Below are 14,019 nucleotides of genomic sequence, written 5' to 3'. Positions count from 1 at the left end.
TATTTACCCTTGATAGCCAATGTCGTTGTATCAGGCCATCGCTAAAGTTAGACTCTCGAAATAAAAAATCTCATAGAACAATAATGAAATAGAAGGGGAAAACCATGGGTAAACGACTATTGTCGTTGGTTGCTTTGATCTTGCCGGTATTGTCTTTTTCGGTGAGTGCGAACAATTATTCCGTTGGTACAGGTGGACAGAGTGGAATTTATTATCCATTCGGAGGCGCTTTGGCCAAAGTCTGGTCCGATAATATCGAGGGGGTCAACGTTAAGGCAGAAGTCACGGCGGCTTCGGTTGAAAACACAATAAAAGTGGTTCGGGGCGACATGCTGGCCGGTCTGGCCATGGGCAATGTTGTTCTGGATGCCTATAAAGGAGAAGGTAAGTTTCCGGCAAAAATGCCGGTGAATGTGTTATTTGCCCTTTACCCCAATCTGGTTCATGCGTTGACGACAGCAAAGACGGATATTAAGTCCCTGTCTGATCTGAACGGTAAACGGGTTTCCCTGGGAGCGCCGGGTTCAGGTACTGCTGTAACCTCTGCGGCACTACTGGAATCTCTGGGGGTGGCAGTGAACGCGGTTTACCTGAACTACTCTGAAACCACTAATGCCCTTGCCAATGGTCAGATTGACGCTGGATTTATTGTCGGAGGACAAGGCGTTGGCGCTGTGACGCAGCTGGCACTGACTCACGACATTCGTCTTCTTGACGTGTCTGAACAGGAGCAGGCGACTTTTAAGTCAAAGTACCCTGCCTACAGCAGCTATACCATCCCTGAAGGGATTTATAACAAGGTGGGGGCTGTCAATACCCTGAGTGTCTGGAATGTGCTTGTTGTTAATGCAGACCTTCCGGAAGAGTTGGCTTATGAACTAACCCGCACCGCTTTTGAGAATATTGATCAGGTGCGAAAAGTGGTTAAAGCCGCTAACGCGACCACCCTCGCCAATGCGGGCAGCCTTAACGGTGTGCCATTACACCCCGGCGCGGCCAGATATCTTAAAACCGTTCAGTAAGCGGCTCGACAGAAGACTTGTGGAGGGAGTAAGTCATGGTGAAGTCGGTTATTAAGCAGTCTGGCTATCTGGTCCTGATACTGGCGGTTCTGCTGTCGGGCTTTCAGATATGGCAGGGCGTTACTTCAACTATTTCAGCCACCTATTTTCGGCCAGCTCATTTGAGCTGGGTGATGGTGCTGATCTTCCTGCACTTCCCTCTTATCAGTAATGAGCAACACCGGCTTTATATTCCGGGGCGTTTATTTGATCTGGTACTGGCGGTTGCCGCTTTAGTCTCTGGCTATTTAATCGTCAGTTTTGACTATAACGATATCAATTATTTGCTGTATGGACTGGCTACTCCCAATCTTATTTCAGGTGTCGTCTGTCTCGCACTGCTACTGGAAGCCTGTCGTCGTACAGTTGGCTGGGTGATGGTGGTGATTGCCGGACTGTTTCTTGCCTACAGCGCCTTTGGCAGTGTTTTGCCGGGAACATTGGCGACCAAAGCTTACAGTTTGCAGGAGCTGATACAGTTTCAGGTGTATTCCAGCAATGGCGTCTTTGGTTCGGCGTTGGGCATAGCAGCAACCACTGTTTTTATTTTCGTTCTGTTTGGTGCTTTTCTGGAGGTGACCGGAGCAGGCAAATTTTTTATCGACCTGGCGTTTGCTATCGCCGGGAAGTACCGGGGTGGCCCTGCCAAAGCAGCAGTGATTGCTTCGGCGGGGTTGGGGTCAATTTCCGGTTCTGCCATTGCCAATACGGTGACAACGGGCTCGATCACCATCCCAATGATGAAAAAGCTGGGTTATAAGCCAGAGCAGGCAGCCGGTATAGAGGCGGCAGCTTCTACAGGGGGGCAGATCATGCCGCCAATTATGGGTGCTGGAGCTTTTGTGATGGCGCAGTTTACTGGTGTGCCTTATAGCGACATTATGATTGCTTCCATTGCACCAGCTCTGATGTACTTTTTCTGCACCCTGTTATACGTCCATATCATGGCCTGCAAGCTTGGGTTAAGTTCTGCCCAGAGAACGGAAGCCGCCCGGGATGTCATGAAGCACGGGGCGCATTTTCTTTTGCCATTGTTGTTAATCACGGCGCTATTATTAATGGCCTTTTCACCCCTGCTGGTGGGGGTTATTGGTTGTGGTGCCATTCTGGTAACGGCAGGGTTACGTAGCCATAGTCGTATAGGAATACAGAAAGTTATTCTGGGTATGAAAAATGGCGCTTTGCTGGCGTTGCCAATATCAGCCGCCTGTGGTGCGGCTGGTATTATTGTCGGGGTAGTGGGGCAAACGGGCATTGGTTTGCAGTTTACCCAGTTTGTGATGACGCTTTCCGGTGGCTATTTATTCACTGCCCTGCTGTTAATCAGCCTGGTGGCGCTGGTACTGGGAATGGGGCTGCCGGTAACCGCCGCTTATATTGTGCTGGCAGTGATGGCAGTGCCATTGCTGAGTGACTTTGGTTTGCCACTGCTGAGTGCACACCTTCTGGTGTTCTGGTTATCCCAGACATCAAACGTTACTCCGCCTATTGCCCTGGCAGCATTTGCCGGGGCTGGTGTGGCAGACGCTAACCCGATCAAGGCATCCGTTGAGGCCTTTAAGCTGGCTGCTGGCCTGTTTGTGATTCCCATCATGATGGCGTATTCCGGCCTGATCAATACTGACGGTAATGCCTTTGGATTTGTTGTGGGAGTGGTTCAGACTCTGACCATTATCGTCGCTATGGCGATGGCTGTTGAAGGTTACCTGCTCAGGGCGCTTTCATGGGTTGAGCGCATTGTATGTGGTCTTAGCCTGCCGTTATTGCTGTTTAATCCGGCAGGCTTCGGGCTGCTTGGGCTATTGCTTGTTTTTGCTGTGATTATCCTGCAGTGGCACCGGCGGGCAGCGTTTCCGGCAGAGGAAGTCTGAATGCCCTGTCGGCGTTTTAGCAAAATCGTTGTAAACCCTCGCCCAATGCGGGCGGGGATATAAGACGGGAAGGCGCAGAGCCTTCCGCCATCAATCTGGTGTACTCTGGCTATTAACGTAGTCCTTCAGAGTCTCGATAGTTGCACCGCCAGCACTGCAAGCAAAGTAAGACCTTGACCACATTAAGCCTGCTTTGCTCTGAGCAGTAAGGTGGGTATTCAGCATTCGCAACCGTCTTGATGATGTTGATTTGAGATTATTTACCATGACACTGATAGCCAGTTTTGGTGGGTAGGTCACCAACAGGTGTACGTGATCTTTTTCGCCATCCATTTCAAGTAAGGGGCGCAGCATTCAATAACTTACCGGGCTGTTGGCTTTTGGCTATTAGCTGCTCATACAGCCAACAGCCAACAGCCAACAGCGGTATATTATGTTCTGCTGCTTCCCTAACTGGCATTCCAGTTTTTCACATGCACTCTCGAACGACTCCCGTAACTGCTTGATCATATAGCCATCAAAAAGCTTTCGCCTGTACTTTGTCGTGAACACCAAATGAACAACCAGCTTGGTAACGCTATGTCGTTTGCGAAGATACCCTTCAAGCAAATCTTTATTGTGTGCGCTCACTTGAAAACCTCTTTCAAATACCTGTAATATTAAGCTTATATTAATGAGCACTGAAATAACGTTCCATGCTGAGAGCCACCAAAGTACGAATCTATCCAACATCAGAGCAGGCGGAATTTCTCGACCGTCAGTTTGATGCTGTGCGGTTCGTATGGAACAAGGCCCTGGCTATTAAGGTTCATTATTACAAGGTTCGTGGGCAGAGCCTTTCTCCCAAAAAACACCTGAAGCCCTTGCTGGCAAAAGCCAAGAAAAGCCGAAAGTACTCATGGCTGAAAAACGCTGACTCTATTGCACTGCAACAGGCCACTATCAATCTGGATACGGCCTTTCAAAACTTTTTCAATCCCAAATTGCAGGCAAGATTTCCTCGCTTCAAGAAAAAGCATGGCAAGCAAAGTAGCTACCATTGTACGTCTGTCTCTGTGGGCGATAACTGGATAAAAATCCCCAAGTGCAAGCCCATAAGGGCTAAAGTGCATCGTGAAATAGTGGGTAAGGTGAAGTCTATCACCCTGAGCAGAACGCTAACCGGCAAGTATTTTGCCTCCATATTGGCTGATGATACCCAGGAACAACCAAAACAGATTGATAATCTTGAAGCTAATCAGGTTGTCGGTGTTGATATGGGGATTGCTGATCTGGCTATCACCAGTACCGGCCATAAGACTGGCAATCCTCGCTTTCTGAAAAAAGCACAACGTAACCTGAAAAGAAAACAACAGGCTCTATCTCGCTGCAAGAAAGGCTCAAAAGGTAGGCACAAAGCCCGTTTATTGGTGGCAAAGGCGCATGAGCGTGTAGCCTTTGCCCGTAATGATTTTCAGCATAAGCTATCAAAACAACTCATCGACGAAAACCAAGCGGTGATTGTGGAGACACTGAAAGTTAAAAACATGCTCAAGAACAAGCGTCTTGCTCGTTCTATTGCTGATGCTGGCTGGCACTCACTGATAACCAAACTCGAATACAAGGCAAAGCAGGAAGGTAAACATCTGGTGAAGATAGACCAGTGGTTTGCATCCTCTAAAACTTGCTCAGTCTGCGATTTGAAACAGGAAAAAATGCCATTGAGAATCCGATCATGGGAGTGTAGCTGTGGTGCTATCCATGACCGGGATATTAATGCAGCTCGCAATATCAAGAAGCAAGGCATATTGAAATTAAAGGCGGAAGGACTGTCCGTTTCTGCTGATGGAGGCTTGCGTAAATCCGGCATACTGTCGGTTGCTGCCTAAGAAATCAGAAGCCTCACCCGATAGGGTGGGGAGCAGTCACTATAAAAGTCCGATCCGATGAAATATGCTTGAAATTGGCACCATCAGGTAATCCAACTTGATGAAATGGCATGGTTTACCTCTTTGCTACGGTCGTGTATATACCAGCGGGTAACCTATTTATGAACCGCCTTTCTGTTGGGCGAGTTCAATTTCGTGACGCACAGCTTCCAGGGCGGTCCGGAAGCTGTCATCAAATCCGTTTAATGCGTCAACAAACTCAGGCATTATGCTGGTGATAGTTTCACCGGGAATAGTTGGCAGGGTTTCCGGCAAGCTGCTAAGCGCCTGATTCATTCTGCCTTCTGTCTGAATGATAATAGACTTTAGTCGTTCAAATTCACGACCCTGGTTGCTTAAATCAGGTTTTCGACCTGACCGGGATAGTGTTAATTTGTCGTAAAGTTCCTGCAGCTTGATGTCTTGAGCAGACATCATCCCCTCAACCTGTTTTAAGCCTTTTACCACGTTTTCAGAGCTGGAGTCGCCCACAGGGGCTACAGCAACTTGCTTTGTTTCATTGTTGGCATCAATAGCCGCCAGCTCTGGCTGTTTACCCAGTGCCATATCCGGGCGGTGGGGATGAATGGCAGCAATGTTGTCCAGCAGCTCTTTGATAACACCAAAGTTGAATTGCAACATGTCTTCAAACTGACTACGGGCAGAGGCGAAGGTCTGTGCAATATCTTCTTCAACTTTATCCTGCAGACCTAGGGCGACTTGTGTATCCTGCCCGGGTTCAGCAGGTTTGGGGCGATCACTAATGTTTTCTATAGACATTGGAAATCCTTCTCCATTGTTATATGACATGCCTTAAGTTTAGTTGAGGGGTATGCCGTCACTTATGTGGTTACTTATGTTGTAACTTATGTTCTAACTACGGCAATAGAGCCTTTTTGAAACCCTTCATAGGCGGTTACCTGAAGGTTAGAGTTTTCTGCTAATTCTTTGCCTATTTCAGCAGCAATATGTTGTGCCAGTAGTTCCACTGTGGAGTCTGTATCGATCAGGTAGCAGAGATGCTCGGCAATGGTCAGCTCGAAATACCCCTGGTCGGAGGTGTAGCCGAAGCGGTTATAAGCTCGTCCGTTTTGTTCAAACCGTTCAATAAGGTCTTCCCTGATTGCAATATAGATATCCTGCCAGCGTTTTGCCCACTGCTTTTCAAGGGATTGCTCTCGTACTCCATTAACGTGGACTTGAATAGCGGACCGGTGACCATGAGCAATTCGCTGGCAATCACCCAGGTGCTTTTTCAGACCATGGCTGTAATGGTAGTAGGCTCCTTCAATGGGTTCATTGTAGAGTCGGAGCTTAACGTCTTTGACATTATCTGGCAGCTCTGAGAGGAGTGCTTTCTCCAGAACCGGTGTTAATACGTCAGTGCTTATCTGTTCTGCGTCAATCAGCAGTATGGCCTGGGCGGGCGCCTTGCAGTTAATTGTACCTGCACCGGGTGATTCCATGGTGATATCCAGACGGTTTTTGTCTGAATTAACCTGAATAGATGAATGGGCAACAGGTACCAGCAAGCGGTGATCCGCCAGAAAGTCCAGGGAGGCTTTTACCTGTTTCTTCACATGCCCGAAATCAAACACCATTCCCTGCTCATCAAGGTCTCCATATAAAACCACATCAGCCAGCCAGGTTTCTCCGACGACCCCTCGCTCAGGGGAAAGAAAGCTGAAATCAAGAGTGGTGAGCTGGTTTACAAACAGGGCGGTCATAAAGGGTACTTTGCTTATCAGATGTCAAATAGTGAGACTAAAGTTTAAACCATCTTTCTGATTCTTTCAGGTGAAATACCGGGGCTCGTCAGGCTTAATCCTCTAAAGCCCCTGCGCTTCTAGTCAACCTTGTCGACAACAGGTGATGACTTCAGCTTGTCGTTTTCTTTCATAAGATGGTATTTCTTAATGGTTTTTTCCCAGAAATCATCGGGTCTTGCAGCAGGCTCAGGTGATACGGTGGGCGGCTGTCCTTGTCCTGACCCACTGCTGGTCAGGAGGGAGTTGACTAAATGATCAACAGTAGGGTAAGGGTTAGGAATGGAGTTCAGTGCACTGATTAATTTAATGATTGCAGGTACTAATGGTTCTCCTTTGTCCGTAGTGGACAGGAATTCCTGGCTTGACTGCTTTAGCTTTGAGTAGTCGGCAATGAGTCCAGGTTCTACCTCCTGCCTCTTTGGACTCAGGGAAGGCAGTGTTTGGGTGAGTTCACCCTCTAGTTTATGTTTAAAGTTCTGGAATGAACTGTCTCGCTCTACCTGTGTATTTTCCAATGCCCCCAAAATCAGGGCATGCCGCATTTCTGCAAAGGCATTCATGGCTTCAAAACCTACATTCTGTTCCAGATGTTCCAACCTTTCTTTCAGAAGACCGTGAACTCTGGTCGGATCGCCTTCTGCTTCGGACAGGGCTTCCATAACCATGTTTCTACCAGTCTCTGACAAAGCGATTGGTGCTTTCGGAGCCAGCCGCTGGACAGTTGACTCAATGGCTTCTTTCAGAAAAGTGTCAAGTTGACCCACCACATCGCCAATGGTGTTAGGGGTTATCTCCGGAGAGAGCTGCATCATCCTTTCAAGAGGTCCCAGCAAACTGTTTTTAAGAAGTCCTGCGATCAGGGTGCCCAGCATCATTTCATCATGAGAGATTTTACCTTGCGCTGCATTTGACGAAATGAGGGAGAGGGTACTGCCAATAAGGGAACCTACTTTCATACTAATAACGCTGGTCAGGCGTGTTAAAGGTGCTTTTTTCCTATCATTGGCAAACCGGGCAAAGAGGCACTCTGCATCGGTGCCACCCAGGCCGGGCATTTTTTTTGCGGTTGACACATCACACTTGCCATTAACCAGACCGCCAACACTTGTCATAGGGTTAAGGAGATAAAAATCCCAATCATAGGTCATAGCTCCTACAGCACCCAATTGAAGTGCATTAGCCAGACCATAGGTTACCCATTGTCTGAACCGATATAGCTCGTTGGTCTCATATGCTGTGTCGGGGGTGAGATTCAGGCGTTCTTTTGACAGGGAACCGTACATCTCATTAATGCGGTCTATGTCATGTTTGGAAAGTGGTTCACCATCAAACACTTTAGAGACAGCCCGTGTGGCAAAATCAAGTTTGGATTTAGCTTCCAGCATTGCTCCCATATCGTTGATTTCAGTAATGGCAATCGGTCCATCGATCAGATGAATCAATATGGCTGTAAGCTGCTGCCAGATAGACACTCCCCACATATTGTTCATGCTTTTTGGTGTATTTTCACCCAGAAGCCGAACCAGTGACGAGGCCATTCTGTTTCTTATTTTCTGGTGATAATTTTCAGATATTTTGTCAAGCCCTCCACTGACTCTATCCTGGGCAAACAAACGGCATGGTAATGTGGCTGCGCGACCAAGATAGTTCAGGGACCCGGGACAGCTAACAGAGTCGCTGGTTGGTGACTGCCTGCAGCAGAAAAGGCTCCACAGGTCTCTCAAAGTGTCTAAGCGGGATGAAAGCTGCAGGTAGGGGTTCTTATCTGTGGATTCTGAAAATAAAAAATCGTTCTGAACATCTACCAGAAGGTAGTACTTTATAATATCGCTTTTCAACTCTGCTGGTAGCGATGGCAGAGTCAGCGGAAAGTTTTTTGTCTTTTCCATTGTTTCCAGCTTTCTGGTCAGGTCTACATTCCACCCGGCAGCCTGGGAAACCTGTGCCACAACAGAGCCAACGGAAATTAAAGCCAGCAGGAAATCTACAGCAACAGGCCCCATTACAACGGTTGCAAAAGGCGCTTTTCCTCCACCAGAGTAATAGCTTGCCTGCCCACCATCCCCAAATGTTCGGTAGTAGATAGCCGTGAGGGAACTGGAAAAGTAGGTTAATGAAATGGTTTTTTCATTTTTTTCTAACCACTCCGCTGCTTTCAGCCATCGGCCTTTAGCTGCTTGTTTTTCAGCTTCGGTTGCAAAAAAATCACTATCATCATCCAGCAATATTTTAACATTTTTCAGATAATCAAGGATAAACTTGCCGGTTTGAATTTTTTCATTAAGCTCATTGATTGCCTTGAGACGAACCTTATCTCGTGTTGGTGACTGATCTAGCAGGGGCTTGTTAGCCATATTTATAGTGCTTTCTGGCTGAGTGCTTACGACTTTAGATAGTTCGCTATCATCCTGGTTAAAAGAATCGAAAGGAGTCTCTGAATCTTGTTCCAGGCTTAATACCTTAGTTTCGAGCTCCTTAATAACTGTGTCAGTATCGCTGATAAGGCGTTCAGAAAAATCATGGACTGATTTTGCCCTGACTATATCGGGGTTCGCTGATTTTACCCAATAAGCCCCCAGGTCTTTCAGAAACTTAGAAAGGTGCTGATGGTGCTTTAGCTGATCAATCGTATGTTTTACTTCAGGTTTCAACGATTTTGATTTTTCAATCATGGAGTTAAATTTTTCACCATGTAGAACACCAAGTTTCTGGAAATGCTCAGAAGCCAGTCGGATGTAATAGCTGTTAATTGTATCCATCTGCTCTTCTGTTAATTCAATGGCTTTGAACAATGAAATATGAGTGTTGGCATGAGTAGTATTAATGTTGAGCAGGGCGATTATCTGAGATAAAAACTCCAGAGAGTTCAGGTCTGCTGCTACCATAAATCGGAATTGATCTGAAGTGATATTTTTCAGAAGAGCATAGGTGAACCGCTGGATAAATTTCATTAATTCTGCATCGATATTTACAGGATAATTAAGCGCCTCAGTGTGACTGGGTGGTGTTTTTCCATTTAATATATATTTCGAATTAGAGTAATGCTTCTTCAGGGCTTCTGATAAGGCTACTTTTAACCCATCATGTATTTCCATACCCATAGCTTTAGAATAATCAATGATAATGTCAAAGATATGATATTTATCTTCTTCAACAGTGCTGTTTTTTTGGCTCAGTAAATCCTGAAGCACTACCAGCCGGTCATAGAGGTAGGATTGCAGGTCGTCATTGCCTGTACTGAACCGGGTTTCATTGAGGGACTGAATAATAACGCTGTACCAGTCCTGTAGATTTTGAACCCCTCTTCTTGCTGAATCCATATTGGGAACGAGTTCTTTTAATACCCCTGATTTACTGTGATTGGCGTTACTGTTGTGTATAAAGTTTCCAGAAAATACCGCCATCCCGCCTTTGTTCCATAAATCTGTGTTGATGTGAGCAAGACTCATAGGGGTTAAAGGTGTGTATTGGCTATGCTTTGGCCTGCTATTTTCTGCCCCGGAATCATCTGAATAGCTATCTTCTGAAGTTTCATGCTTTGATTCACTGAAGTGGTTACCTCCTGCTTTTTTTGCTATTAATTTTCCAAGTTTGAGAAAAAGTGATCCCAGCGCAGAAGGGGTATTTAATTTTCTTTCTAAATACTCGTCTAAATCTTTTTCTTCTCTATTTGTGTCAGATGCTTCCGATGTTTTTCTAGTTGCGTGCTGCAATAACAGGCCTTCTATAAACTTTAATTGCCATTCCTCAATTCGGTCAATATCAATGTCTTTCCCAGGGATAAAAATATCCTGAAGATATTTAAGGTCATTTTGGCTGGTGGCACCAAATTCATCCTGAACAATTTCTTTTAACTCAGCAAAGGCTTTGTTCGCTTGAGTTAAAGGATCTGACTGTGATTTTATAATTTCTCTGTATTGTATAGAAAAACGCTCTTTAATAGCTTTGATTTTTGCAAAGCGCAGGAGTTTCGGATACTTAGAGTGCTTCTCTGTTAATGTGGTAAGCTTGATGGCCTCATCACTGTTTTTTACTAATTTGATAAGTTTGAAAATGTTTTCAGCCATTTTCTTTATATGGAAAATATTTTCATGCGATGGATTGCCTAACAACCAACTGCTATCCCATATAAAGCGATTTGCAACTTTCTTTAAATTGACGCTTGCTTCCTTGTGTACTTCGGCATTGAGGAATTCCAGCAACCTTGAATGAAGGATTGAAAGCATCCCAATACCATAAGCTGACGATATAGAAGTAGTAATGCCATCGGCACCAAGTCTGTCATGGTGTATAAAAAATTTTAAAAACTCTTTTTCAATAAGTTTTTCCAAGGTGTCGATAGGTATTTTTTTTGAATAGCTGTCCGTTATTTTCCTGGATTCACTAAAGCTCGTCCTTAAATGGGTTTTAACGCTCTTTGTTAAAACCATAATGCTATCGCGGACAGCTTTAACGGTTTTATCTATATTATCGTGTTCGTTAGTAAAGGACTTGATGTGACCTGCAATCGTTATATCCTGTAGTAGCAGAACAAACAGATCATTGTAGATAATATCTTCAATTCTTTCACGAACTTCTCTTGTTGACGATTTCTCTTCAGCAAAATGTTTTCTTATTTTCTTGACCGGTACATTCATATTGGCTTTGATAGTTTTGAACATTTCGTCAAGGAAAGTACCTGCATCTTTTAGCTCTTCAACAGAATACTCTTCCCTGAATAAGCGATCATTTGATCCGGCAATGCTTTCCAGTGCCCTGGAAAAACTGACATTGAGGGGGTCAACATGGCGATTCAGTTCTGTGGGTGTGTCGTCATCTTTCTGATAAAGGTAGTTAACCAGGTCGACGGTCAACTGACGATTACTGCTCACTTCGCTGTTTTCACCGTGACTCTTTCCTGCATACAAAATGAGAGCCCTTGTCATTCTGAATGGAATCTGCCCTAAAAAGTTGTTCTGTATCTTAAGCAGCTTGAGAATAGTATCGATACCTGTTCCAGAAGGCTTCAAAGTATCAATGATGCTGTGGACTACTTTTATGTTGTCAATGTTAGCGCTGATCAACCACTGAAAATCACAGGCGGTTTCTTCAGGGTCTGTAATATTCTGATCAACCTTGCAGAAGTTGAGAATGCCGTGCAGCTGATCAACATAGCTTTGCAGGAAATGCACTGTTTCCGGAGATATTTTATCTACGAGTCCGCTGATAGACTCTGCCAGCTCGCTATCGACAGTCTCTATCAGTTCAAGGTTCTTGAGTTTGCTCTGGATTTGCTTTCCTTTCACCAGGCTGCTGCCATTGCCCGGGTTTTTATTCCCGTCACCATTTTTATCACGCTGAAGTTCATCATCATGTGGCTCATTGCCCTGACGGGAAGAGGAAGGTTGGGATGGCCCCTGTTGTCCTGCACTTGCTGAACCCTGACTTGCCCCCTGAGCATGGTTTTTCGGATTGTCAGAGGTTGCGCCATCCACTACTTCCTGTTCGGGTGTAGTCATTAATGAGACGCCCCAGTGGTCCAGGCCATGGTGCTGGTCATGGTAGAGAAAAGCGCCAGTGTCACGGACCTGATCGCTGTCTAATAATGTCGCTGAACCATCAGGGTTGGCCCTGGTCAGCTCAAATCCGCCAGCATGTGTGGGTATAATCGCAAAAATGGGCTGCTTGTAGACTTCTGACGCCAGACGGAGTAGTTCAATGCCCCCCCAGCTTATGTCGTCTTGATAATAGTCCAGCAGATTTGATATATGGGCTCGGTCCAGAGGTGTACGAGGACTGTCTGATGTATCAGAAGGGTTCAGAAGCTTGGCAAGAGCTTCACGGAGGTCTTTTCTGACCTGGCGAATCTCCTGATCTGACGGGTTGTGACCGAAAACAATACGGCCAATAGCTCTGAAGAAGCAATGCCCATCTGCGGCAATCTCCGGGTTGAACCTGTTTGCCAGCAAACGGTTCAGGTGCTCCGAATATTGTGCCCGCGCTGAGGGAGCGAGCGACATGAACCGGGCATCGTTCAGATGCTGTCGGTAAGCATCAAAATGTTCGGGTGTGAAGGGAATGGCGTCCAGTCCCGTCATTCCCGTTACCCACATTACTCTTTTTCCCTGAAGGATATGCAGAAAAGCCACCATGAAAGCCATGTCTGAATCATGTTTGCCCCCGGTTTCAGATTTGAACTGGCTTCTGACAGGGTTAAAAAACTCCATTGACAGTGTTTGTAAAGGTTCGTCTTCACTGTTTGAAACGGCCAGATAGGCAGGTATAAGATTTTTAATCCGCTCGCCTGATTTTCCCGTGGTATATATGACGACATAAGGGATAATTTTTCCATTTCTGGCAGTAATAAACTCAATCGGGTAAGCAGGCTTTTTTTCTTCACCCTTTGCTTTTTTTGCATCACCTTTTGTTGCTGATATCTGTGCGGATTCTGTACTCAGGTCAGAGTTGCCAGATATGATCGTATACAGATGATAAAAGCTATCCGCTATGGTTTCCCTGAGATAGCTCATGGCCTGTTGAGGAAAGAAATGGCTATAAAAAAACTGTTGCCAGGTGTTGTACCAGGATCGTACTTCTTCCCATGAAAAATTCATGGCCATATGCGACAGCATTAGAATGACTTGCTGTTCTTTGTCGTCTATAGGTAGCTGGTAGGGATAAGGCTTCCCCGGCTTATCATTGTCATTCCAGTCAGAATCAGAACCTGCCCCTCCCCCTTCAAAGACTTTCTGCTTTTGATCAGGGATCGACGATTTTTCCGGTGCCGACAGTTTTTCTGCCACCCTTAGCTTAATCTTCAGGGGGGAATCAGGAATAGCCGCTTCGCGCAGTGGGGCTGTAAATTTTGACGCTTTAGCAAACAGGTAGCGCTCTTGCTCGACTTCCACGAACGAGCATTCGCTCAGTACAGTTTTTTCTACAACAATATGGCCTTTCTTGCCATAGCCGGGTTTGAATTTCACCCAGTACCTGCTTGTGCCATCTCCGGCTGGGGAAGTCCCTTCAACTGCCACACCCAGCTCAGTCATTTGTTCCAGTGTCCGCCGTGGAATATAGTCAGGGCTGCACAGTTTTATCGTCCAGTTAATGGGGGACGGGGTGAAATCAATGGCTGTGTAAGCATCAACCCCTTCTACTTTTCTATTGATCAGCGAATACTGACCGACATCGTTTATAAAAAGGTCAACCGCCCATATCGAAGACTTTTCAGCGTTCGGTAAATGTACGTATGCTTTACTTTGAAAACACAGTAACAAGCTCAAAAAGGCTGGAAAAAAAAGGTAATTTCTGATGAGCCCGGTAATGAATTTACAAACTCTTTCCAGAGCCTGACAATAACTTGAGGCATTTATACCAAAAGCATATCGAGACATCGAGAAACCATATTTTTTAGGAAAAATGAGAAACAAAT

At 45.7% G+C, this 14,019-nt stretch carries 6 protein-coding genes and 1 pseudogene; 3 read left to right on the top strand and 4 right to left on the bottom strand.

All coding sequences use genetic code 11. From position 1 onward, the window contains the following. Positions 1–104 precede the first annotated feature (104 nt). Both NX720_RS05670 and NX720_RS05665 read left to right on the top strand, forming a co-directional pair. Positions 105–1,022: a TAXI family TRAP transporter solute-binding subunit gene (locus NX720_RS05670; RefSeq protein ID WP_262599973.1), complete on the top strand. Its 918-nt coding sequence runs from the start codon at positions 105–107 to the stop codon at positions 1,020–1,022. Between the two features lie 35 nt (positions 1,023–1,057). Continuing rightward, entirely contained in the window at positions 1,058–2,932 is a 1,875-nt protein-coding gene (locus NX720_RS05665) for a TRAP transporter permease (RefSeq protein WP_262599972.1), read from the top strand. A 90-nt stretch (positions 2,933–3,022) separates the two neighbouring features. Here the strand turns inward: NX720_RS05665 and tnpA are convergent. Continuing rightward, a pseudogene (gene tnpA, locus NX720_RS05660) lies at positions 3,023–3,562 on the bottom strand (IS200/IS605 family transposase). Between the two features lie 65 nt (positions 3,563–3,627). On the opposite strand from tnpA, the gene NX720_RS05655 reads away from it, so the two are divergent. Further along, entirely contained in the window at positions 3,628–4,800 is a 1,173-nt protein-coding gene (locus NX720_RS05655) for an RNA-guided endonuclease InsQ/TnpB family protein (protein ID WP_262599971.1), read from the top strand. A 159-nt stretch (positions 4,801–4,959) separates the two neighbouring features. Here NX720_RS05655 and NX720_RS05650 read toward each other — a convergent pair whose 3' ends face one another. The 3 genes from NX720_RS05650 to NX720_RS05640 form a co-directional block, all read right to left on the bottom strand. After that, a complete protein-coding gene (locus NX720_RS05650) occupies positions 4,960–5,619 on the bottom strand; it encodes a hypothetical protein (protein ID WP_262599970.1) in 660 nt (219 codons plus the stop codon). A gap of 86 nt (positions 5,620–5,705) precedes the next feature. Continuing rightward, entirely contained in the window at positions 5,706–6,566 is an 861-nt protein-coding gene (locus tag NX720_RS05645) for a 6-carboxytetrahydropterin synthase (protein ID WP_262599969.1), read from the bottom strand. 119 nt (positions 6,567–6,685) lie between these two features. Continuing rightward, a complete protein-coding gene (locus NX720_RS05640; protein WP_262599968.1) occupies positions 6,686–13,864 on the bottom strand; it encodes an OTU domain-containing protein in 7,179 nt (2,392 codons plus the stop codon). Positions 13,865–14,019 lie beyond the last annotated feature (155 nt).

It is taken from the genome of Endozoicomonas euniceicola, assembly GCF_025562755.1.
Taxonomy (GTDB): Bacteria; Pseudomonadota; Gammaproteobacteria; order Pseudomonadales; family Endozoicomonadaceae; genus Endozoicomonas_A; species Endozoicomonas_A euniceicola.
This window is presented reverse-complemented; position numbering and strand designations above follow the sequence as displayed.

Coding starts and splice junctions, on each gene's coding strand:
- NX720_RS05655 (WP_262599971.1), top strand. CDS start 3,628: ATGCTGAGAGCCACCAAAGTACGAATCTATCCAACATCAGAGCAGGCG.
- NX720_RS05650 (WP_262599970.1), bottom strand. CDS start 5,619: ATGTCTATAGAAAACATTAGTGATCGCCCCAAACCTGCTGAACCCGGG.
- NX720_RS05670 (WP_262599973.1), top strand. CDS start 105: ATGGGTAAACGACTATTGTCGTTGGTTGCTTTGATCTTGCCGGTATTG.
- NX720_RS05665 (WP_262599972.1), top strand. CDS start 1,058: ATGGTGAAGTCGGTTATTAAGCAGTCTGGCTATCTGGTCCTGATACTG.
- NX720_RS05645 (WP_262599969.1), bottom strand. CDS start 6,566: ATGACCGCCCTGTTTGTAAACCAGCTCACCACTCTTGATTTCAGCTTT.